Origin of the sequence: Porphyrobacter sp. YT40 (genome assembly GCF_006542605.1) — a bacterium.
Taxonomy (GTDB): domain Bacteria; phylum Pseudomonadota; class Alphaproteobacteria; order Sphingomonadales; family Sphingomonadaceae; genus Erythrobacter.
In genome coordinates this window covers 972,232-994,349 of sequence record NZ_CP041222.1, presented here as the reverse complement: position 1 = coordinate 994,349, position 22,118 = coordinate 972,232, and the positions used below count along the sequence as shown (strand labels likewise).

21 protein-coding genes, 2 pseudogenes and 2 other annotated features are annotated in these 22,118 nt (G+C 61.9%); of the genes and pseudogenes, 10 read left to right on the top strand and 13 right to left on the bottom strand.

Features of this window, described 5'->3' with window-relative positions; all coding sequences use genetic code 11:
• Positions 1-5: 5 nt before the first annotated feature.
• Positions 6-1,124, bottom strand: a complete 1,119-nt coding sequence (locus E2E27_RS04690; protein ID WP_234036187.1) for an HlyD family secretion protein — start codon at positions 1,122-1,124, stop codon at positions 6-8.
• A 108-nt stretch (positions 1,125-1,232) separates the two neighbouring features.
• Here E2E27_RS04690 and E2E27_RS19235 point away from each other — a divergent pair, with 108 nt between their 5' ends.
• From E2E27_RS19235 to E2E27_RS04670, 4 genes are all read left to right on the top strand, one after another.
• The gene (locus E2E27_RS19235; RefSeq protein WP_141457920.1) at positions 1,233-1,751 is read left to right on the top strand and encodes a MarR family winged helix-turn-helix transcriptional regulator; all 519 of its coding nucleotides are present in this window, start codon (positions 1,233-1,235) and stop codon (positions 1,749-1,751) included.
• Positions 1,752-2,702 (top strand): MlaD family protein, encoded by a 951-nt coding sequence (locus E2E27_RS04680; RefSeq protein WP_082737151.1) that lies wholly within the window; start codon positions 1,752-1,754, stop codon positions 2,700-2,702.
• Positions 2,703-3,284: 582 nt separating this feature from the next.
• Complete coding sequence (locus E2E27_RS04675; protein WP_141457919.1) at positions 3,285-3,575, top strand: type II toxin-antitoxin system RelE/ParE family toxin; 291 nt, start codon at positions 3,285-3,287, stop codon at positions 3,573-3,575.
• Positions 3,565-3,867 (top strand): HigA family addiction module antitoxin, encoded by a 303-nt coding sequence (locus tag E2E27_RS04670; protein WP_141457918.1) that lies wholly within the window; start codon positions 3,565-3,567, stop codon positions 3,865-3,867. Before E2E27_RS04675 ends, E2E27_RS04670 begins: the two co-directional genes overlap by 11 nt.
• Positions 3,868-4,024: 157 nt before the next feature.
• On the opposite strand, the gene E2E27_RS04665 is transcribed toward E2E27_RS04670, so the two are convergent.
• The 6 genes from E2E27_RS04665 to E2E27_RS04640 form a co-directional block, all read right to left on the bottom strand.
• A complete protein-coding gene (locus E2E27_RS04665; protein ID WP_141457917.1) occupies positions 4,025-4,582 on the bottom strand; it encodes a phosphohydrolase in 558 nt (185 codons plus the stop codon).
• Positions 4,583-4,643: 61 nt separating this feature from the next.
• Entirely contained in the window at positions 4,644-5,792 is a 1,149-nt protein-coding gene (locus E2E27_RS04660; RefSeq protein ID WP_141457916.1) for an L-dopachrome tautomerase-related protein, read from the bottom strand.
• Positions 5,789-6,910, bottom strand: a complete 1,122-nt coding sequence (locus tag E2E27_RS04655) for an NADH:flavin oxidoreductase/NADH oxidase (RefSeq protein WP_141457915.1) — start codon at positions 6,908-6,910, stop codon at positions 5,789-5,791. The genes E2E27_RS04660 and E2E27_RS04655 overlap by 4 nt, the downstream gene beginning before the upstream one ends.
• A gap of 17 nt (positions 6,911-6,927) precedes the next feature.
• The gene (locus E2E27_RS04650) at positions 6,928-7,386 is read right to left on the bottom strand and encodes a Dps family protein (protein WP_141457914.1); all 459 of its coding nucleotides are present in this window, start codon (positions 7,384-7,386) and stop codon (positions 6,928-6,930) included.
• A 45-nt stretch (positions 7,387-7,431) separates the two neighbouring features.
• Positions 7,432-7,887 (bottom strand): VOC family protein, encoded by a 456-nt coding sequence (locus E2E27_RS04645; RefSeq protein WP_141457913.1) that lies wholly within the window; start codon positions 7,885-7,887, stop codon positions 7,432-7,434.
• A gap of 2 nt (positions 7,888-7,889) precedes the next feature.
• Entirely contained in the window at positions 7,890-8,699 is an 810-nt protein-coding gene (locus E2E27_RS04640) for a type 1 glutamine amidotransferase domain-containing protein (protein WP_234036185.1), read from the bottom strand.
• 97 nt (positions 8,700-8,796) lie between these two features.
• Between E2E27_RS04640 and E2E27_RS04635 the strand changes: the two genes are divergently transcribed.
• Positions 8,797-9,681, top strand: coding sequence for a LysR family transcriptional regulator (locus E2E27_RS04635; RefSeq protein WP_141457912.1), 885 nt, complete (start codon positions 8,797-8,799; stop codon positions 9,679-9,681).
• A gap of 261 nt (positions 9,682-9,942) precedes the next feature.
• Here the strand turns inward: E2E27_RS04635 and E2E27_RS04630 are convergent, their stop codons facing one another.
• From E2E27_RS04630 to E2E27_RS04620, 3 genes and pseudogenes are all read right to left on the bottom strand, one after another.
• The gene (locus E2E27_RS04630; protein ID WP_141457911.1) at positions 9,943-11,358 is read right to left on the bottom strand and encodes an efflux transporter outer membrane subunit; all 1,416 of its coding nucleotides are present in this window, start codon (positions 11,356-11,358) and stop codon (positions 9,943-9,945) included.
• 37 nt (positions 11,359-11,395) lie between these two features.
• Positions 11,396-12,949, bottom strand: coding sequence for a DHA2 family efflux MFS transporter permease subunit (locus E2E27_RS04625; protein WP_141457910.1), 1,554 nt, complete (start codon positions 12,947-12,949; stop codon positions 11,396-11,398).
• Between the two features lie 3 nt (positions 12,950-12,952).
• Positions 12,953-14,097 (bottom strand): annotated as a pseudogene (locus tag E2E27_RS04620) (HlyD family secretion protein).
• 87 nt (positions 14,098-14,184) lie between these two features.
• On the opposite strand from E2E27_RS04620, the gene E2E27_RS04615 reads away from it, so the two are divergent.
• Genes E2E27_RS04615 through E2E27_RS04605 form a run of 3 tightly spaced genes read left to right on the top strand, consistent with a single transcriptional unit; the run spans position 14,185 to position 17,122 of the window.
• A complete protein-coding gene (locus tag E2E27_RS04615; protein ID WP_141457909.1) occupies positions 14,185-14,655 on the top strand; it encodes a MarR family winged helix-turn-helix transcriptional regulator in 471 nt (156 codons plus the stop codon).
• Positions 14,655-16,250 (top strand): ABC1 kinase family protein, encoded by a 1,596-nt coding sequence (locus E2E27_RS04610; protein WP_141457908.1) that lies wholly within the window; start codon positions 14,655-14,657, stop codon positions 16,248-16,250. The genes E2E27_RS04615 and E2E27_RS04610 overlap by 1 nt, the downstream gene beginning before the upstream one ends.
• Positions 16,247-17,122, top strand: coding sequence for an alpha/beta fold hydrolase (locus E2E27_RS04605; RefSeq protein ID WP_141457907.1), 876 nt, complete (start codon positions 16,247-16,249; stop codon positions 17,120-17,122). The genes E2E27_RS04610 and E2E27_RS04605 overlap by 4 nt, the downstream gene beginning before the upstream one ends.
• A gap of 96 nt (positions 17,123-17,218) precedes the next feature.
• Here the strand turns inward: E2E27_RS04605 and E2E27_RS04600 are convergent, their stop codons facing one another.
• Positions 17,219-17,413 (bottom strand): hypothetical protein, encoded by a 195-nt coding sequence (locus E2E27_RS04600; protein ID WP_141457906.1) that lies wholly within the window; start codon positions 17,411-17,413, stop codon positions 17,219-17,221.
• A 28-nt stretch (positions 17,414-17,441) separates the two neighbouring features.
• Positions 17,442-17,495 (bottom strand) — a sequence feature (sul1 is cis-regulatory element that is thought to sense ions involved in sulfur or methionine metabolism; They are found in Alphaproteobacteria).
• A gap of 249 nt (positions 17,496-17,744) precedes the next feature.
• A protein-coding gene (locus tag E2E27_RS04595; protein WP_141457905.1) for an IS3 family transposase occupies positions 17,745-18,997 on the bottom strand; the annotation gives its coding sequence in 2 pieces (ribosomal slippage) (positions 17,745-18,709 and positions 18,709-18,997; 1,254 coding nt in all).
• Positions 18,602-18,716 (bottom strand) — a sequence feature (AL1L pseudoknot). Its footprint overlaps the gene before it by 115 nt.
• Positions 18,998-19,048: 51 nt before the next feature.
• Between E2E27_RS04595 and E2E27_RS04590 the strand changes: the two are divergent.
• Positions 19,049-19,482: pseudogene (locus E2E27_RS04590) on the top strand (integrase core domain-containing protein); the annotation flags it as partial.
• A 259-nt stretch (positions 19,483-19,741) separates the two neighbouring features.
• On the opposite strand, the gene E2E27_RS04585 reads toward E2E27_RS04590, so the two are convergent.
• A complete protein-coding gene (locus E2E27_RS04585; RefSeq protein WP_141457904.1) occupies positions 19,742-21,052 on the bottom strand; it encodes a Glu/Leu/Phe/Val family dehydrogenase in 1,311 nt (436 codons plus the stop codon).
• A gap of 160 nt (positions 21,053-21,212) precedes the next feature.
• Here E2E27_RS04585 and E2E27_RS04580 point away from each other — a divergent pair, with 160 nt between their 5' ends.
• Positions 21,213-22,115, top strand: coding sequence for a LysR substrate-binding domain-containing protein (locus E2E27_RS04580; protein WP_141457903.1), 903 nt, complete (start codon positions 21,213-21,215; stop codon positions 22,113-22,115).
• The last annotated feature ends 3 nt before the right edge of the window (positions 22,116-22,118 follow it).

Genomic DNA, 22,118 nt, shown 5'->3' with positions numbered 1-22,118 from the left:
AGTCTCTAGCCGCGTTGCGGATCAGAATCGAGTTCGTCTCTGGCGCCGCGGGTATCAACGCTGGCGACAACGGACATGCCCGGCACCAGCAGACGCAGGACTTCGGAAGAAGCCTGAATGGATATGCGGACCGGGACGCGCTGAACGATCTTGGTGAAATTACCCGTCGCGTTTTGCGGAGGCAGGATCGAGAATTCTGCCCCGGTCCCGGGAGCAATGCTTTCCACTCTTCCCGATAACTTGAGGTCCGGCAGCGCGTCGATTTCCAGGGTGACGGGTTGCCCGGGGCGAACGAGACCAAGTTGCGTTTCTTTGAAATTCGCAGTCACATAGAGGCGGTCGGTGGGAACCACGCTCATCAGCCGCTGGCCGGGCTGAACAAATTGTCCAGGTCGGACCGTGAGGTCACCCACCCGCCCGGAAATGCTGGCCCGGAGCGTGGTCGACGACAGGTTCAGGCGGGCGGCGTCAAGTTGCGCACGAGCTGCGTTGGCCTGCGAATTGGCCTGGTCTATTTGCTCGCCAAGCGTGCCTCGCCGCCGCTGTGCAGCCGTGAGCGCGGCGCGCGCCGCCGCGACCTGGGCCTGCGCTTCTCTGGACTGGGCCTGCAGCTGGTCGAGCCTCTCGCGCGGCTCCGCTCCCGAAGCGGCAAGGGGGCGATAACGCGCAACCTGCTCCGCAGCCAGACCGGCCTGCGAGGATGCGGCGGCGAGTTGTGCGCGGGCCTGCTCGATAGCCGCATCCTGCTCTCGCTGTTGTGCGCGAACTGTATCTGCTCCGGCGAGCGACGCGGCAATCTGGGCTTCGACCTGGTTCGTCTGGGCGCGATAATCCCGCACATCCAGCTGGACAAGTGCATCGCCCGACGCGACCGGTTGATTCTCCGTCACCAGTACGCGCTCGACGTAACCGGCAATTTTGGGGGAGATGATGACGCTGTCGGCGGCGATATAAGCGTTGTCGGTGGACTGCTGGAATCGGCCGTACGTCTGATAATTGTAATACCAGTAGCCCCCGAGCAGCACCAGAATGCCGACGATCAGCAGGCCCAGCCGGACCCGCGGACTGGACAACCCCTTCGGACGTGCGCCTTCATCGGTAATGCCTGCTGTCTCGTCCGCCATGGTAATTACGCTCCTCGCCATCGTTTGAGCCGTTGCGCGAGCGATATAGCGGTCAAAACAAAATACGAAAGTCCTTTACTATTTTTTCCCGACCGATAGAACCCCCTTATGACGGAAGACGAGGACACTCTCGCACTCGACGATGTCATCACCGACGATGATCGAGCGATCTTCATGATGGACGAGATCAGCCGCGCCGCGCGCAAGGCATTCGATGACCGAGCACAGCCGCTGAGCCTCAATCGTACGCAGTGGCGTGTGTTGGCGCAGTTGATCAGAGCTCCTGCCCTGAACCAGACGGACATCGCCAGGAGACTTGAAATCACATCCTCCAGCAGCGGCCTGGAAGACATGACGCCTTCGCGCTTGAGTGACCGGACGCGGCTTGCGCAAGTCATAGCAATATTCGGTCGCCACGGGCGGGGCGGCATCACGCCCGTGTTGGGACTAGGCCGATCTCAAAACCAAAACACATTCGACGCGCCCGGATGCCCCGCTCGTGGCGATTGCGCCAGGGGACGAACCTCGGTCATGTTCTATAGCGGACAACCGAATGGAGCATGCGGGACGCGAACTTTCATTGCACCGGCCCTCTGCCGGACGAACAAACCGCTGGCGGCGTGCTAGATGGAAACTAACGCAAACTTCTCCCTAGTGGCGTGGATCGTTGGCATTCTGATGCTTACGACCATCGCTTTCGCGATGTGGCTAATCGATCCCAGACCAAATCAGGAAACATATCAGATCAAGTTTGATCGCTCCGTGGAAGGCCTTCAGTCGGGATCGACTGTAACACTATCGGGAGTCCCTGTGGGACAGGTAACATCGGTCCGTCTGGCGGAAAATGAACCGGAAAACGTGGTCGTTGTTCTGACTCTCGATCCTTCTGCGGCGAAAGTCCACGGCCTTGAAGCGACAATCAGCACGGATCTGATAACTGGAGAGGCTGCGCTCGTGCTCGAGGGCCGACGGGGTCGTCAGGGCATTTACACCGACAAGTCAGGAAAAAAGATCATTCCCGCCGCGGACGAAACCGGACTATTGGGGAGGGATGCGACCGCCACTGTAGAGACCGTGGCAAATAGCATTCGCGCTCTGAACGAAGGACTGGAGCCAGAAAAGCAACGGGTGATCACCTCCGATCTTGTCCGGCTTCGAGTCACGACGGCCGCACTCGCATCGGACGCCGAAGGTTGGGACGAACGATTGGCCTCAACAAAAGGAAGATTGTTAGACTTAGGGCACAGGGTTGGTGGATGGGGAAATAATCTTCGAGATGCAGATCGGCGGATCTCAGGGCGGAGCGCTTCTGCTATCGCGCAACGACGCCTTCGCCAATTCAGGGAGGGCGTGCAGAACGCTGAAAACAAACTTTCCCAGATAAGGAGTGGCATTCCGGCGGTCGAAGATTCTTTGGTTGAAGGTGAAACGGACCTTCGCGAGCTTAGTCGCGAACTTGCTCCTCTCAGTGAAAAAATCGAAGATATTCAGGTTGAGGGAATTACATCAAATCCTCCCCTCCCAGACTATCGGCCAAAAAGAAGAGAAGCTGGAACGAATATCGATGATTTAAAGTAAACCGAACGGATGACTGCTTCCGGGCAGAGCGCGCAGCCCGTAGAATAGCGGAGATTGGAGCGCAAAGCGGATAACGACCTACTCCGCGGTCAAGTTTGAAATTGAAATTCCGAGTCCTAAAAAAGGCATCGAACCAATACATTAGAGGGATTTTGCGGGCCTTTTGCGGGCTTTTCAGCTTGACCGAAATATCTAAACATCAGAAATTAAACGGAAAAGAAGTTCGAATGTGATGCCTCTTCTGGGCACCAGTATATTAAGGCTTTGAAATATATAGGGAAAACGGGAGATTTGGAGGACTCACATTGGTTCTCCGAATTTTTGTCTCGGCTCGTCTTTCGCCTACTCTTTCAGCAGTTTGCGGCTTTGATCGACTGAATCTCGACTCGTCCCTGATAATCCCAGCCTCAGATTTTTGCGGGCCTTTTCGCGGACTTCTGACAAAACCACATTCTGGGGCCCGCAAATGCTTTATTCGGGGGCCTTTCTGAAAGGTCGGCCGCGTCGCTTCCGACCTGAGTGATTACCGTCTTGCGTCACGCGACACTTGACAGATTTGTGCGTGGCGATTAGAGAGGTTTCATGGAAATCGAGTCCATCAGGCATAAGGGCCTGCGCCGCTTCTTCGAGACCGGCAATGCCAAAGGCCTGGTGGGTGATGTGGGTAGGCTGCGCAAGATGCTTGCCTTTATTGATGCGGTGGAAGGCATGGACGAACTGTTCGTTCCGCCAAACTTCGGCCTCCACGAACTCACTGGGGACCGGAAGGGAACCTGGTCGATGACCGTGACACGCAACTGGCGCCTGACCTTCAAAGTGAATGAAGAAGGCGCGTTGAATGATATGGATCTGGAGGATTATCATGGCGCTTAAGATGCACCCATCGCTCGCCGTCCATGTTGGCGAGTGGCTCAAGAGTGAGATTGTCGAGCCTGCTGGGGTCAGCGTGACCGATCTCGCTGCACACTTCGGTGTCTCGCGACAGGCGCTAAGCACGCTGCTCAACGGCAACGCCAATCTCTCTGCCGATATGGCGATCCGCTTCGAGAAGGCCTTCGGGATAAAGGCTGATACCCTGCTGCGGATGCAGACAACCTATGAACTAGCCCAAGCCCGAGCGCATGAAAACGATATCAAGGTCAGGAAGCTCGCAGAGGCAGCTTGACAGCCGCGAGATTTGGTCTGCGCAATGCGGAGCAGAAAATCTTTGAACTCTATCCGGGTTGATACTCGCCGATATGTTGAACGGCAGAAAGTGGGCCGATAACGGTCAGGCGGCACTTAATAAGCGAAATCCGTAAGCTGCCGTACACCGTCAAGGATCAAATCTTGTAGACATGGCTCAGGACCCGCCACAGCCCTGCAAGCCGATTGCCATGACGCAAGTCCTTTGCGAGCCGCATCAGTATCTGCGGGAAGCCCAGCACGGGGATAGCCGCTTCGATCGCCGCCACATCTTTCCGGGCAACTCCATTCCGCACCGTGCCCATACTTGCATCGATCCAATCGGCCTTGCGCGCGGCGTTCACGATCGCGGCGTCGGGCCCCTTGAAGGGTAGCAACTTGTGATGCCAGTGGATGATATTGGCAACGAGTGTGGCGTCGAGATGGGGTGCGTGCTGCTCCCGGACCCGCTCGGCAACAGTCTCTGATGGCTCCAGATAAGCCAGTTCGCGGTCGGCCCACATTCCGACATCGTGGAACACCAGCGCAAACCCGATGTGTTCGCGTCCCCGCGGGTCGTCGCCCAGGAAGTGCAGGGCATAGCTCAGAACCCGGTAGATGTGATTGCGGTAGGCGGCGAAGTCCGGTCCCACCGCCTCTGCGACCATTGGCAGATAACGTTCGACAGTTGGTTCGGAGAGGATTGGGCGTACCATCGGAAATCCTTCATGCAGGTCCGGGCTGTTGCGGTTCGCGCAACGGCCCGGAACGGTCAGCTCACTTGGCTGTCAGTAGGACGGGCGCGCCGCTCACCTTGATGCGCAGCAGTTCATAGGGCTTGCGGCGCAGGTCTTGCCCGCCATGGAAGCCGGGTTGGCGGTGGAGCTGGTTGGCGGTGAAATAGAGATAGCCATCGGCACCGATCGACAGCGTATCGGGCCAGCTGATGCGCGGGTCGCTGACCAGCGTCGACCAGGTGCCACGATCGAACACGCGGATCGCGTTGTTCTCGTAATCACCGGCGAAGACGCGGCCCTTGTCATCTTCGGCAATCCCGTCCGAGGCACCTTTGCGCCCCATGCTGCGAACGGCGCGGCCGAGCTCCTCCTCGGAGACCGCAGGGTCACGCAGCATGGCCGTCGGAACTGCGTGAAGGGTACGGCCAGACAGCGGTCCGTAATACAGCATTCTGCCGTCGGCGCTGAGCCCGATCGCGTCGCTCGCCACCGCGAACGGCGTAGCAGGTCCGCCGGCTGGACGGTTCATCAGCACTTCGCCGTCGATGGTCGGGGTGAAGCCGGGCTCGGGATTTGTAGTCGCGTGACCTGACAAGCGGCGGATCGCGTGCCCGGTGGCGATATCCACGACGATGATGCCGCCGACGCCCGCATTGCTGCTGTCGGTGATATAGGCGACGCCCTCAGCGCCCTGACGCAGATCGAAGCGCACGTCGTTGAGGTAGGTCGTGGGCAGCACTACGCTGGGCGGCAGCACGATCGTCTTCACCACACGGTTGGTCGAGAGATCAATCGCGACCAGTTTCGCACCCCCGGCCTGAGGCTGCGAGAAATTCGGTGCCGCCGTGTCGAGTACCCAAAGGCGGTCGGCACCGTCGGCAACCACGCTTTGCACCGAGATGAAATGCCGCGCCGGGTCGGCCGGATCGGGGCGATTGGTCGCGGCGTCGGGATAGGGCACCGCCTTGCCATCGACCAGTTCGGCGACGGTGAATGGCGCATTGTCGCCCCATTGCGGGAAGTTGATGAAGATGCGGCCGTTGGGGGCAACCGTTACGCCGGTTGGCATCGCGCCATCGAAGGTGGCGACCTGCTCAATGACTGGTTGGGCGGCCTCCCGTGTCATCGCGCAGGCGCTGAGCGAAGCCACCGCAGTGGCGGCAAGAAGCAGTTTTGACTTCAAAATCATGGTTTCATTTCCTTCAGAATGCGTCCCGCTTCGTTGGGCTCGGAACGCAGATATTGCGGAGGTGCATGGACCGAAGCGCCCAGAACGGCAGCCGCGTGCCAGGGCCAGCGCGGATCCCAAAGGGCGGCGCGAGCGATGGCGATCGCGTCCGCATGGCCATCCTGCAGAATTCTCTCTGCCTGCTGCGGATCGGTGATCAGGCCCACAGCGACGACGGGCATCCTGACCGCGTCCTTGACCGTGCGTGCCAGCGGAACCTGATAACCAAGACCGACCGGTATCTGCTGGCGCGGGTCAAGGCCTCCGCTGGAGACGTGGATCGCAGCGCAACCGCGTCGTTCCAGTTCCTGCGCAAACTTGGCGGTCTCGTCCGCAGTCCAGCCCCCCTCGACCCAGTCGGTGCCCGAAACGCGGACGGTGACAGGTCGATCGGCGGGAAACGCCGCGCGCACTGCGTCGAACACCTCGAGCGGGAAACGCATCCGGTTTTCCAAGCTGCCACCGTAGGGATCATCGCGGCGGTTGGAGAGCGGCGAGAGGAACTCATGCAACAGATAGCCGTGAGCAGCATGAATCTGGACCGCATCGAGGCCGAGTTCTCCGGCGCGCCGGGCCGCGTCGGCGAATGCCTCGCGAATGCGGCCGAGGCCCGCGGCGTCAAGCGAGAACGGCGGGTGGTCGGCGGCGTCAAACGGGATGGCACTGGGGGCCAGGGTCTGCCAGCCGTTTTCCGCGTCCGGGGCGATTTGCGCGCCTCCGCGCCATGGCTTGGCGCAGCTAGCCTTGCGCCCCGCGTGGGCCAGCTGGAGAATGAGCGGCATGTCGGACCATCGCCGCACGCTCTCGATCACCTTGCGCATCGCCGCCTCGGTGCGGTCGTCATAGAGGCCGACGTCGCCATAGGTGATACGCCCCTCGGGAACGATCGCCGTCGCCTCGATCGTGAGCGCTCCGGCGCCGGACATTGCCAGTTGGCCGAGATGGATCTGATGCCAGTCGGTCATCGCGCCATCCTCGGCCGAATATTGGCACATCGGCGCGATAACGATACGATTGGCTAGGGTCACATCGCCGATATCGAGAGGCTCGAAGAGCCGCGGATTGGTGTAGGGGGTCATTTCCAAGTTTTCCAAGATCAGGCGACAAGCGCGCTCAGGAACCAGACGCGCTGCTCGGCCTGGTCAGTCCAGTCATCCGCCGCGCCATCTGTCGCATTGTCTCCGGCCGCATTCGCGATTGCCTTCACGTCGCGCATGGCCGCGATCAGCTTGCGGTTGTCGTCGGCAAGTTCGCCGATCATCGCACGCGGATCGAGCCGGGCGTTGTCCTGGTCTGCGATCTGGCTGCGCGCGGTGATGGCGCCGATGGACGTGAGCGTCAGCCCGCCGTTCTTGCGAACACGTTCAGCGATCACATCGGTCAGCGCCAGGATTTCGGTCGCCTGACCGTCGAACAGCAGATGGAGATCTCGGAATTGCGGACCTGTCACATGCCAGTGAAAGCTCTTGGTCTTGAGGTAGAGGGCGAAGTGATCGGCGAGGAGCCCGTTGAGCGCGTCGATGAGGGCGGCCCGGCTATTGTCCTCGTGGTTCATATCAGGATCCTTTCCGGCAGTCGGGGACGGCAAACCTTGCGGCAGCTACCACTCCCCGGTGTTCGCCATCGATGCCCACGGTTCTGCCGGAGCCTTACGCTCGCCCTTCTGAAGCAGTTCGATCGAGATCCCGTCGGGCGAGCGGACAAAGGCCATATGGCCATCGCGTGGCGGACGATTGATGGTCACGCCGCCCGCCTGCAGCCGCGCGCACGTCTCGTAGATATCGTCGACGCGGTAAGCGAGATGGCCGAAATTGCGCCCCCCCCTGTAGGTCTCGGGAGCGCTGCCGTCCTCGGGAGGCCAATTGTAGGTCAGCTCGACCTCGGCATCGCCCCGCTCGCCGTCGCCACGGAAATCCTCGGCGGCGGCGAGGAAGATCAGGGTGTAGCGCCCGGCCTGGTTCTCCATCCGCCGGGTCTCCTTGAGACCCAGCAGCGTGAAGAACCGGACCGCCGCTTCGGGATCGGCGACGCGGAGCATGGTGTGAAGATAGCGCATGGTCAGGCAGCCTTGTCCTTGAGGGCTTCCATCACGAGCTCCGCGGTGCGGGTGGCGCTGGCGGGGTTTTGCCCGGTCACCAGGTTGCCATCGCGCAGGGCGAACGGCTTGAAGTCCGGGCCACCTTCGTGCTTCGCCCCCAGCTCCTTCAGGCGGGTTTCGAGCAGGAACGGCACGGCGTCATCAAGCCCGACTGCACGCTCTTCGCTGTCCGTGAAGGCGGCGACCCGTCGGCCAGCGACAAGAGGCGTGCCGTCTGCGTTCTTTGCCGAAACGAGCCCGGCGGGCCCATGGCATACGGCGGCGACGATCTTGCCTTCGCGGTCGAAGCGCTCGACAAGCCGCGCGAGTTCCTCGCTGCCGGGATAGTCGAACATGGTACCGTGGCCGCCGGGCAGGAACAGCGCATCGTAGCCGGTGGGATCGATGCTGGTGAAAACCGGCGTGTCGGCAACCTCTGCCTTCACCGCCTCGTCCTTCAGATAGCGCTCGACCGAAGCGTCGTTCTCGCCGTCGGCGTTGACGCTGCGCTGATCGACCGGAACCGCGCCGCCCTTGATCGAGGCGAGCGTCACGTCGGCGCCGGCATCGCGAAACGCGTAGTACGGGGTGGTCAGCTCTTCCAGCCATACACCCGTGGTCTCTGTCCCGGGGGACATGCGGTCGGCGGACGTGGTCACCATGAGAATACGGGTCATTTTCAAATCTCCTTTTCTTTGAACGTGGTTGGAACGGGCGAATGCCATCGGAGCAATCGCGCCGGTCGCGAAAATGGCGGTGAGGCTTTTGAGCAGGTGGCGTCGGTCAGGCATTCGTTCGGTCCTTGTTGCCAACACAGATAGGCATCAGCGGGCATCATGAAATCCAACTGGAATAGCCAACCGCCATAAATCAGTTTATGGAACGAGAATGTCCCTGATGCAGTTGCGCACCTTCGTCGAAGTTTACCGCCGTCGTTCGCTGAGCGATGCGGCCCGGGCGATCGGCATCACCCAACCGGCTGCGTCGCAGCACATCGCCTCGCTCGAAGCGCAATTGGGCCATCCCCTGTTCGATCGCCATTCGCGGGGCGTCCGACCGACAGCCATAGCCGACGACCTGGCGGCCTCGATCGGGAACAGCCTCGATACGGCGGAAACAGCGTTGGCCACGGCGAGGGCCCGTTCGTCCCGCATTTCGGGCACGGTCCATATTGCCGCGCCGTCCGACTTGCTCGGGGAAATGATCACGCCTCGACTAGCGCCGATGCTGGATGCGGGGCTGGATCTGCGCCTGCATATCGGCGGGCGCGATGCGCTCTATGCCATGCTCCTCGAAGACAAGGTGCATTTGGCCGTTACGGCTTCGCAACCCGAAGATACGCGACTGGCCTTCCATGCGCTGGGCGAAGAGCACCTTCGCGCCATAGCCTCGCCCGCCGTGGCGGGGCGGATTGCCGAATTGTCGCTGGCCGACGGGCTCAACCGGACAGCGCACCTCGCCTACGATCTCGACCGGCCGCTGCTGCGAACCTGGCTCGAGGCGAATCAGATCGAGCTGACGAACCAGCCGGCCTTGACCGCTCCCGACCTCAGAGTCTTACGATCGGGTTTGTGCGCGGGGCTCGGCTGGACGGTACTGCCCGGCTACCTCACCCGCAGCGAACGCGCCACCTGCACGCTGGTCGAGATACCTGCACCGATCACGGTGCCGCGTAACGCATTCTACCTCGTCTGGGCGCGCTCATCGCTGCGCCACCCGCGCGTTGCCATGGCGCGAGATGCCATGATTGCGGCACTCCGCCTACGATCGTAGCGACACTTATTGGGCCTTTCGTAAACGTCCGAAACATAGATTAACGATCGTCTGCTCTCGGGAAGATTAGGACGGGCCTCGAACGTCTAAAAATGAGGCGCGTTGCGGCCCGGCAGCTCACGCCCGAAGCTGTCCAGCTGCTTCTGGGCCGATTGCGGAATGTCCGCTTTAGGTCGATGTCCTGCATTATAGGACATTGGTGTGTACTCCATCATCCTGTTCGGACTATCCCCTTTTGATCCCAAGCCGACGGCGGCGCGTTTATGAGTCGGTCCATCCCAATCCCAAGGACTTCTGGATCGCGATCCAGCCATTTGTCATGGCGGCGATCGCCCGATCGAGATTTGCTCTGGCCTGTTCGCGCTGGCGGATCGAAGTGTTGAGTTCGCCCTGCGATATAACCCCCGCTGCGCGACGTAGCTCGTTAAGCTCCGCAGCTGTGTCGGCCTGTCGACTGATTTGCGCCAGCGCGGCTACGTTGGCTCGTTGCTGCCCGAACCGGGCAAGCGATTGTTCGGCATCGCGCAGTGCGCCGAGGACCACTTCAACATAGCGTGCTTCGGCCTCGTCGCGCGCACTCTCGGCCTGCTCGATCGATGCTGCCGTGCGGCTGAAATCAAGCAGGTTCCACTGTAGCCTCGGCAAGGCGATCGCTGACAGATTGCCGAGATCAAAGATGTCATCCGGCTGCGATCCGCCCAAACCGAGTATGCCCATGAATGAAAGCTTGGGGAAGCGAGCGGCCTCCGCCACTCCGATGCGCGCATTCGCCGCCGCGAGCGTTCGTTCCGCGGCACGAACATCCGGCCGCCGCGCTATCAGCGCGGCGGGATCACCCACCGCGACCCGTTCGGGGGGAAGTGGGATTTCGGCCTGAGCCGCCAGGAGCCCGTCGAGTGCGCCGGGCGCTTCGCCCGTAAGCACCGCGAGCGTGTCCTTGAACACATCGATGTCCGCTTGCGCTTCCGCGATCTGCGAGTTGAGCAATTCGAGCTCGGCGTTCGCGTTGCCGACCGGGAATAGCGCGAGAGCGCCCTGCGTATAGCGCTGATAGGTCAATTCGAGAGTTTGCTGCTGCAACTCACGCTCGCGCTGGACGAGCTCGAGCCGCCCCTGCGCTTCCCGCAGGCTCACATAAGCCCGCGCGACTTCAGCGGCGAGCTGAACTTTCGCATCCTCGGCGTTCGCCACCGAGGCCGCAGCCTGAGCGTTGACCGTCTCGACACGCCGTGCCTGCCCCCCTGCGAAATCGATCTCCCAGTTTGCATTGAGCCCGACGTTGTAAACGCTGAGGCTGTCCTGCTCTTCGGTGTCTGCAGGAGCGGCGGGCGATCCCGCGGGCGGGCCGCTGCCGATATCCAGACCTGGAATCTTCGCCTGGATCGCAGTCGCCTGCGCAGCCACGGCGGGCAGCCGGTTGGCGCGCTCCTGGCGGACGGAAGCCCTTGCCTGTTCGATGCGAGCGCGCGCCGCGGCCACGCCCGGATTGCCGGCCAGCGCGCGTGCTTCCAGATCATTGAGGACCGGATCGCCGAGAAGCGTCCACCAGTCGCCGGCAATCGGCGCTGACGGATCGATTTCGGGGCCGGCCCGTACGAACGCGTCGCTTGCGGCGTTCGCAAGTTGCGGGGGACCGGCATAGTCGGGACCGGACATGCAACCCGTGAGAAGCGCCATGGGAGCGAGGAGAGTTAGGGTCTTGCGCATAGAGTTCTCAGTGCATCGAAAGGGATACGTTCTTCGGGAGAGGCTTGAGGAACAGTACCAGCGGCACGGTGGCCAGGGTAATCGCGCCCATGGCGAAAAACACATCGTTGTAGGTCATTACGAACGCATCGCGCTGAATGATGCCAGAAAGCATCTCCAGCGCGGCCTGTGGGCTGCCCAGCGACGCCGTCATGCCGCCCAGGTATTCCTGTAGCCGGGGGCTGTTGGCGTTGAGGGTTTCTTCCATGCGCCGACTATGATGCCACAGGCGCTGATCCTGGAACGAGGCAAGCCCCGCGAGCGCGAACGAACCGCCGAGGTTTCGCGCAGCGTTGAAAATCCCGGAAGCATCGCCGGCATCCTCCTTGGCAACCGAAGCTACCGTCGCCTGATTGAGGAACATCATCGTGAGGATCATGCCGATGCCTCGCAGGAATTGGCTTTCGGTGAACACTCCACCTCCCGATGCCGCTGTCAGATTGATGCTGACGAAGCAGCTTAGCGCCATGATGAACATGCCCACGCCGACCGCAATCCGGATGTGAGTCCTTCGTATCATGAAGGGCAGCACAGGCATCAGCAGGAAGGCCGGAACACCCATCCAGAAGATTACAAACCCAGTCTGCAAGGCATTGTAGTCGGAGATTATCGCAAGGAATTGCGGGATCACGTAGGTCGAGCCATACATGACCATGCCGAGTGCCAGCGCCATGACCACGACGCTGGCAAACTGCCTGCTGAGCATCAGGCGCAATTTGAGCACTGGCTTGCGCGCATACAGCTGTCCGTAAGTCAGAAGCGCGAAGCCGACGATCGTCATCAACGTGAGCTGCACGATCAGGGTGGATTCGAACCATTCCTCGCGGTGACCCTCTTCCAGAACGACGGTCAGCCCCCCCAGACCAAGGATCATGCCTACGATGCCTGCCCAGTCCGCCTCGCGCAGATAGACCCAGTCAGGTTTTTCGTGGGGCAGCCCGATGAAGAGCAGAGCCAGGAGCAAGGCGCAGACGGGCACGTTGACGAAGAAGGCGTAGTGCCAGCTAAGGTTCTCCGTAAGCCAGCCCCCGACGAGCGGCCCCATGACCGGACCAAGGACCACCGTCATCCCGAACAGGGCCATTCCGATGGGTTGCTGCGATGGAGGCAGCCGCTTCGCCACGATGGTCATGGCGGTTGGAATCAGCGCGCCTCCCATGAATCCTTGACCGGTGCGGCCGATGATCATGGTCGTCAAATCGGTGGCAATGCCGCACAACACCGAAAAGGCCGTAAATGCGGAAACGGCGACGATGAGCAGAGTTCGAAGGCCGAGCAGTCTTTCCAGCCATGCACTCAGAGGGATGATGATGATTTCGGCTACAAGGAAAGCTGTCGCAATCCACGTGCCCTCGGTTCCGGTCGCGCCGATTTCTCCCTGTATCGTCGGCAGCGCGGAATTGACGATCGAGATGTCGAGCGTTGCCAGCATCGCGCCGAGTGCACCGGCGGCTACGGCGATCCAGGCCGTGGCATCGGCCTTCTCGACCGGCGGAGCAACCGCAGCAGAGGCACCTGCCATCGGTCAGTCTCTAGCCGCGTTGCGGATCGAATCGAGTTCGTCTCTGGCGCCGCGGGTATCAACGCTGGCGACAACGGACATGCCCGGCACCAGCAGACGCAGGACTTCGGAAGAAGCCTGAATGGATATGCGGACCGGGACGCGCTGAACGATCTTGGTGAAATTACCCGTCGCGTTTTGCGGAGGCAGGATCGAGAATTCTGCCCCGGTCCCGGGAGCAATGCTTTCCACTCTTCCCGATAACTTGAGGTCCGGCAGCGCGTCGATTTCCAGGGTGACGGGTTGCCCGGGGCGAACGAGACCAAGTTGCGTTTCTTTGAAATTCGCAGTCACATAGAGGCGGTCGGTGGGAACCACGCTCATCAGCCGCTGGCCGGGCTGAACAAATTGTCCAGGTCGGACCGTGAGGTCACCCACCCGCCCGGAAATGCTGGCCCGGAGCGTGGTCGACGACAGGTTCAGGCGGGCGGCGTCAAGTTGCGCACGAGCTGCGTTGGCCTGCGAATTGGCCTGGTCTATTTGCTCGCCAAGCGTGCCTCGCCGCCGCTGTGCAGCCGTGAGCGCGGCGCGCGCCGCCGCGACCTGGGCCTGCGCTTCTCTGGACTGGGCCTGCTGGTCGAGCCTCTCGCGCGGCTCCGCTCCCGAAGCGGCAAGGGGCGATAACGCGCAACCTGCTCCGCAGCCAGACCGGCCTGCGAGGATGCGGCGGCGAGTTGTGCGCGGGCCTGCTCGATAGCCGCATCCTGCTCTCGCTGTTGTGCGCGAACTGTATCTGCTCCGGCGAGCGACGCGGCAATCTGGGCTTCGACCTGGTTCGTCTGGGCGCGATAATCCCGCACATCCAGCTGGACAAGTGCATCGCCCGACGCGACCGGTTGATTCTCCGTCACCAGTACGCGCTCGACGTAACCGGCAATTTTGGGGGAGATGATGACGCTGTCGGCGGCGATATAAGCGTTGTCGGTGGACTGCTGGAATCGGCCGTACGTCTGATAATTGTAATACCAGTAGCCCCCGGCGAGCAGCACCAGAATGCCGACGATCAGCAGGCCCAGCCGGACCCGCGGACTGGACAACCCCTTCGGACGTGCGCCTTCATCGGTAATGCCTGCTGTCTCGTCCGCCATGGTAATTACGCTCCTCGCCATCGTTTGAGCCGTTGCGCGAGCGATATAGCGGTCAAAACAAAATACGAAAGTCCTTTACTATTTTTTCCCGACCGATAGAACCCCCTTATGACGGAAGACGAGGACACTCTCGCACTCGACGATGTCATCACCGACGATGATCGAGCGATCTTCATGATGGACGAGATCAGCCGCGCCGCGCGCAAGGCATTCGATGACCGAGCACAGCCGCTGGGCCTCAATCGTACGCAGTGGCGCGTGCTGGCGCAGCTCATCAAAGATCCTGCCCTGAACCAGACCGACCTCGCCAGGCGTCTCGAACTTGAATCCGCGACCATTGGCCTCGCGGTCACCGCCTTGACTCAGAAAGGCTTCATCGAGCGCCGCCGTGACCCGACAGACGGGCGGTCGTGGAGCCTCGGCCTGACCAGACGGGTTGAGGAAATACTCCCTGACCTCAGACGGGCGGCAGACGCGACCCACCTGAGGATATGGAGCGGAATGACGCCGCAACAGAAGAGTAGCTTGCACTCGCTTCTGGAGATGGTCAGCGAAAACGTAAGGCGCGATGCTCTCTGATGGCAGACGTGACGCCTTCGCGCATGAGTGACCGGAAGCGGCTTGCGCAGGTCATAGCAATACTCGGCCGCCACGGGCTGGGCGGCATCGTTTCCGCGTTGGGATCAGCCCGATCTCAAACCAATACACATCCGACGCGCCCGGAAGCCCTGGTCGAGGCACTGCGCGAACTGGGACCGGTCGCGACCAAGCTTGGCCAGATCCTCGCGATGCGAAGCGATCTCTTGGGGCCGGATTGGACGGCGGCGCTTTCGCAGTTGCACGATCGCGTTCCGGGCGTACCGTTCGAGCGTATCGAGGCTCCGCTTGCCCAGGCGCTCGGGGAAGACTCCGGTCAGTATTTCCGTGAGTTGGATCGGGAGCCGATCGCGGCCGGCTCTATAGCGCAGGTGCACGCAGGAATACGGAGCGACGGCGTTGCGGTCATCGTCAAGATCCGGCGGCCAGAGATCGAAAGCGTCGTGGATGCCGACATGCGTTTACTGCGGCGCATTGCCCGATTGGCACAACGCGCCAGTCCCCTTGTCGAAAGACAGAGGCCCGATGAGCTGTTGCGGTTCTTCGCCGAAAGCCTCGATCGTGAGATGGATCTGGGTGCTGAAGCACGCGCGAGTGCGGAGATCGGCAGCTATCTTGCACGGTTCGGGATCGAGACAGCCCACTTCGACAACGAGGTGAGCGGGCGCAGTCTCAATGTCCAGGAGCGGGTCGACGCGATCCCGGCGACCGACTTGGCCACACTGAGGGACGCCGGCGTGGATTTTACGTCCGTCGCGCGCGGCTATGCACGCGCGGTGCTGAGCATGATAATCTTCAACGGTCGCTTCCACGCCGATCCGCATCCGGGCAATGTGCTGATCCGCCCCGACGGGACCTTGGTATTCATCGACTTTGGCGCGGTGGGCACTCTGCTGCCAGAGCGGCGGGACGAACTGGTGCGCCTGTCACTGGCGATCGCCGGAGAAGATATCGACGATCTGGTCGACGTTCTCCTTCAGTGGGCAGGCAATCCGGCGGTCGATCGTGAGGCGCTGAAGGCATCGCTTAATCAATTGGTCGGCAAGTTTCGCAACACGCTTCTCGACCAGATCGACCTGTCTGGCATTTTCGCCGATGTATTCGAGCTTCTGCGGACTTACCAACTGGCCCTACCCGGCGACCTCGCCTTGATGCTGCGCACGCTGCTCACCGCCGAGGGGTTCGTACGCCGTCTTGACCCGCGCTTCGACATAACATCCGAACTTGCTCCGATCGGCAAACAACTGCTGATGGAGCGCGCCAGCCTGGCAAACTTGCGCGGAAATGCCCGGCGGACAGCATCGACGCTGATACGCGCGCTTCTCGGCACCCCGGAGATCGTCGAGAACCTGGCGTCGATCGCTCGCCGCGGACAGCTGCCGATCCGGTTGGATCCTCAGGATCTTGCGCGACTGGAAAAGTCGACAGGTGTGGCGCCCATGCGTTCCAGCGACCTGATCGCGGCAGCGCTCATCGTGTCGGCAGCTATTCTGACAGACCTATCGATAATTGCAGCCATTGGCTGCGCCTTGGCGGCGCTGGCATTCTTCTTTCTTGCCCGGAGGCCGCGCTCGTGAACGAGGATCGCCTGTTGCTTCCTGGTGCCGACGGCCTGACGCTTGTAGCAAGTACATTCGGACCGGCTAACGGTTTCCCTGTGCTTCTGGCTCATGGAGGCGGACAGACACGGCGCGCCTGGAGAAAAGTCGCCGGTCGCCTGGGCCGGGCTGGATACCGGGCGATTGCCCTCGATCTCAGAGGGCATGGTGAAAGTCCTTGGTCCCCGACCGGCTCTTATGATGTGCACGATTTCGGTCGGGATCTCGTTGCAGTTGCGCAGAGTTTCGAGCGCAATCCGGCGCTGATTGGTGCGTCGCTGGGAGGATTGGCGGGCCTTGTGGCCGAGGGCACGATCGCGCCCGGCACGTTCGCCTCGCTAACCCTCGTAGACATTACGCCGCAAATGGAAGCGAACGGGGTCGCGCGGGTCCTCGGCTTCATGGCGCAGCACGCCCGAGAAGGGTTCGAATCGCCCGAGCACGCTTCCGCTTCAATCGCAGCATATCTGCCGCACCGCGAGAGACGGCAAAGTTCCTCGGGATTGAAGAGTTACCTTCGAAAGGCACGGGACGGGCGGTATTATTGGCACTGGGATCCGGCATTCGTCGAGAACGTTACGCGCCGACGCACCATTACCGACGACGCTTCCGCCGGGTCGACCGAGCTTGTTCAGGCTGCGTCGGCGCTGTCGCTCCCGGTCCATCTCGTGCGCGGTGGATCTAGCGACCTTGTTTCTCCCGAAGGCGCCGCTGAATTCCGGAAACTGGTTCCCCATGCAAAATTCAGCGATATCGCTGGTGCGTCGCATATGGTTGCGGGCGACGAGAACGATGCGTTCGGCGACGCAGTACAGCGCTTCCTTCTCGAAACTCACCCTGTAAAGTTGTGACCATACTGATTGCGCCACAAGGTCTACCTCGGGCAGGTACTCTGGCGGACACCCGAAGGGAGCATGCGGGGCGCGAACTTTGAATGTGGCGAGCCTTTAAAGCAAGAAATCAATGAAAGTGGCAGGATGATCCGAGGCGAATACCGCTTGTGTTCTGGCCAGCTTCTCGCGCTGCGCTTCGCCTTCCGCTTCTGCCATGACGATGGTGACGGGTAGGCCATCGAACAGCGGCGAGTTCCAGCCGCTCAGGCGCCCGTCCCGTGCAGGGAAGCATCGCTCAGCTGCGATCACTTTGTGCGGCCAGAATGCCGGTCTTAAAGGTTGTCCCGGGGATAGGTGCTGGGTTGAGCCACCCGGCGCGACCGGGCCCGGCGGATTAATGCAAAGCTCAAATTGTTGCAAGTGCGGATGGTGCCGTGGCATCGTCCGCGCGTTCGAAAGGCAGCTATCGGGCAGCGATCACAGAACGTCGAATGGCCGAGATTGGGGCGCAAAGCGGACATCGATCCCAGCCAGCTTTGGAAGCCGAAAATTCAGCCCTGAGTCCCTAAAAAGGCATCAAACCAGTACATTAAGCGCCATTTGCGGGCCTTCGGCGGGCTTTTTGGTGAGACCGAACTAGCTAAATATCTGAGATTAATTTGAAAAATAGCCCGAATGTGATGCCTCTTCCGCCTGCATAGTAGTTCGCTTCGGCCTCGGCGGGCGGGATGTGCCCGATGGGCCCGAACAGGCGGTGATTGTTGAACCAATCGACCCAGCGCAGGGTTGCCATTTCCACGGCCGATACGCTCGGCCGGGATCGCTGCCGCCAGATTACTTCGGCTTTGTAGAGACCGTTGATCGTCTCGGCCAGGGCATTGTCATAGCTGTCACCAACGCTGCCCACGGACGGAACGAGGTTGGCCTCTGCCAAGCGCTGGGTGTAGTTCATGGCAAGGTATTGGGTGCCCCTGTCACTGTGATGGATCAGCCCGTCCTCGGGGCCTGGCCTGCGTGCATGGATCGCCTGCTCCAGGGCATCGAGCACGAAGTTCGCGGTGGCGCTGGTGCTGACCTTCCAGCCCACTATGCGCCGCGCGTAGGCATCGATCACAAAGGCAACAAAGACGAACCCTGCCCAGGTGTGGACGTAGGTAAAATCGACCACCCACAGAGCGTTCGGCCGGCTGACGCGGAACTCCCGGTTGACCTTGTCCAGCGGGCATGGCGTCTTCGGGTTGCTGACGGTGGTGACCGTTGTCTTGCCTCGCCGCACGCCTGCCAGGCCCATGGTGCGCATCAGCCGCTCCACGGTGCACTTGGCGACTGCCACGCCTTCGCGGCGCAGCTGATGCCAAACCTTGCGCGTGCCGTAGAGGCCAAAGCTGGCATCGTGGACACGCTTGATGGCCTTGCGCAGCTCGTCGTCGCGGCGGGCACGTGCCGGTCGCCTGTCGGGATCGGCAAGCCGGGCAGCATGCTCGTGATATGAGGACGGGGCGATCGCCAACTCGCGGCAGATCGGCTCGATACCCAGTTCCTCGCGGTGCGTATCGATAAACGACATCACCATTTGCCGTGGCGGTCGAGCTCCGCCTGAGCAAAATATGCCGAGGCCTTGCGCAGGATCTCGTTGGCCCGGCGAAGTTCCTTCACCTCGCGCTCCAGCGCCTTGACCCGATCGCGTTCGCTTGCGGCCTGCGCCGCTGGTCCCGCTCGTCGGCTCGCCTCCTCGCGACACCAGCGGCGCAGCGTCTCGGTCGTGCAGCCAACCTTGGCAGCAATCGAACTCATCGCCGCCCACTCCGAGGGGCGATCCCCCCGATGCTCGTCCACCATCCGCACCGCACGGTCGCGAAACTCAGGCGAAAACTTGTTCCTCGTAGCACTCATTGTGGCTCCTTCTCACAAATAGGAGCCTCCGGAAAACCCGGGACGCTTCACACCGACACACTGGACCTTGCGTTGGCGGCGTCCGGCTGTGACAGTGCCACGGTGCTGCACAAGCCCCGGCTGCTCAGCGACAATGGTCCCAGCTACATCGCCGGCGAACTGGCGGAATACATCGAGGCCAACAAGATGAGCCATGTCTGCGGCGCTCCGATGCATCCCCAGACCCAGGGGAAGATCGAGCGCTGGCGCCAGACCTGAAAAACCGCATCCTGCTGGAAAACTACTTCCTGCCCGGCGACCTCGAAGGCCAGATCGAAGCGTTCGTCGAGCACTACAACAACCAGCGCTACCACCAAGCGCTGTGCAACGTAACGCCCGCAGACGCATACTTCGGCAGGGCACCAGCCATCATTAAACAGCGCGAAAGGATCAAGCGACACACCATTGAACATCGGCGCTTGCAACACCGCAAGCTCGCCGCCTAAAACCCAACAAAAGACGAGGTCCGCACTCCGCTAATTTACGCCGCTAGCTGCGCCAAATGTTCTGACGACGGACACTGGAGCAAGGGCGACGAGGCCATGTGGACCGTTGGCCGCATGGCGCCGATGACCTGCAACAAGGTGATGATGCCGCGCGGGATGTGACGCCGATCCCGCCGGGTCGGCCACCATCCGCTGAACTGTCGGCAAGCCGTCGGCGACCGGACAGGAGATTGGCGAGGCAGCCCCCCCTGCCATGCGGTCAGGGGAACAGCCCGCGCGTCTGCTTGGCGTGGCGGACAGTCTCGACCCCCAGCGCCAGGGCGGCATCGCGATGCGAGATCCGGTCGCGCCCGGCGCGCGCAATGACCCGCTGGAACGCGCGTTCCAGGCTCTGTTCGAGCTTCTCGCGCACTTCGGCATGGCCCCAGAAATAGCGTTGCAGGTCCTGCACCCACTCGAAATAGCTGACCACCACGCCGCCCGCGTTGCACAGGATGTCCGGGATGATGAACAGGTCCTCGCCGCGTTCGGCAAGGATGCGATCGGCCTCGGGTGTGGTTGGGCCATTGGCGCCTTCCGCCAGAATGCGGCATTTGAGGTGGGCCGCATTGTTTGCCGTGATCGCCCGCTCCATCGCCGCAGGCACGAGAATGTCGCACGGCCGGGTCAGAAGCTCGTCAGGATCGCACAGGCTTTCCTGTGAATAGCCGCGCAGCACGCGGTGCTCGCGGACATGCTCGAGCAGCGCCTCCACATCGAGCCCGCCGGCATCGTAATAGGCGGCGGTATGGTCGCTCACACCCACGATCCGCACCCCCTGCAGCGCCAGTTCCTGCGCCGTGACCGAGCCGACATTGCCGAAGCCCTGGATGATCGCGGTGGCATGCTGCGGGGCGATCTTCATGTGCTCCATGGCCCGGCGGACACAATAGGCCACGCCGCGCCCGGTCGCTTCGCGCCGTCCCACCGTGCCGCCGCATTCGACCGGCTTGCCGGTGACTATCTCGGTCACCGTGCTGCCCTGATACATCGAATAGGTGTCCATGAACCACGCCATGACCCGCTCGTCGGTGCCCATGTCGGGCGCCATGACGTCGATCTGCGGGCCGACAAACGGGATCATTTCCTGCATGTAGCGGCGCGAGAGTGCTTCAAGCTCGCGTGACGACAGGCTGAAGGGATCAACCGTCACACCGCCCTTGCCGCCACCATAGGGCAGGCCCAGCAGCGCGCATTTCCAGCTCATCCAGATCGCCAGCGCCCCGACCTCGCCGACATCGACCGTCGACGCAAACCGGGTGCCGCCCTTGGTCGGCCCGAGGGTGAGATGGTGCTGCACTCGATAGCCGGTGAACACCGCGACGGAGCCGTCGTCACGATGGATCGGGCAGGAAACCGAAATCGCCCGTTTGGGCATGAAGATGCGTTCGCGCTCATCGGCGGCCATATGCAAATGGTCGGCCACACGATCGAACTGGCGACGCGCCATCTCGAACACCGGGCCGCTGAAAATCCCGGCGGAATATGGCGCGGCAGCGGTCTGCGGCCGAGCCTCTGCAACTGCTGGCATCTGATGATACATAATGCAAAACCCTCATTTGCGGCCCTATCGGCCCGGCTCTTCCAGATCCCGGATGCAGTGCTGCAATCACCGAAATTTATGGCTCCATGATCTCCGGTTCGGCTAGAAAGGCAAACGCAAGCCTTTCATCAATTGATGAGGAAACAGAATGACCGATAATCGTCGCCGCCTGCTGCCGCCGATCGGTGCCCTCGCCAGTTTCGTCGCCGCCGCACGGCACGACAGCTTCTCGCGCGCGGGTCAGGAAATGGGTCTGACGCAAAGCGCGGTCAGCCGTCAGATCGCCCATCTGGAGGACTGGCTGCAATTGCGCCTGTTCGACCGCAACGGCCGCCGGGTCGAACTGAGCCGTGAGGGCGAGGCCTATCTGAAGGCGATCGGTCCGGCGCTGGAGCAGATCCGCGCGGCCACGGCGGCGGCCATTTCCGGACGGTCCGACAAGGAACTCAACATCGCCACCCTGCCCAGCTTCGGCATGCGCTGGCTTGCGCCGCGCCTGCCGCGCCTGACCGCGCGCCATCCCGATATCATCGTCAATTTCTCGGCCCGGACGTTTCCCTTCAGCTTCGCCCACGAAGCCTTTGACGGCGCCATCCACTTTGGTGACATCGACTGGCCGGGCGGCGCGCCTGAACTGCTGTTCCACGAGGAATCGATTCTGGTCTGTGCGCCCGACCGGTTGCGTCGACAGCCGATTGCGAAGGTGGCCGATCTGCTCGAATGGCCTCTGCTGGTGCAGGCGGAGAGGCGCAGCGCGTGGAAGATCTTCCTCGATCGCGCCGGGGTCGATCAGGAACCGCCCGCGCCCAGCGCGTCATTCGAACATTTCCTGATGCTTGCCCAGGCTGCGGCAGCGGGCGCCGGTGCCGCGCTGATACCCAAATTCCTGATCGGGCCCGAACTTGCCGCAGGCACGCTGGTTTCGCCCTTGGCCGAAACCCTCGCCGCCGAACATGGCTATTACTTCGTCGTGCCCGAAGGCCAGCCGCTGTCGCCAAGCCTCACGATCTTTCGGGACTGGCTGCTGGAGGAGGCCCGGACCGAGCGCTGACTG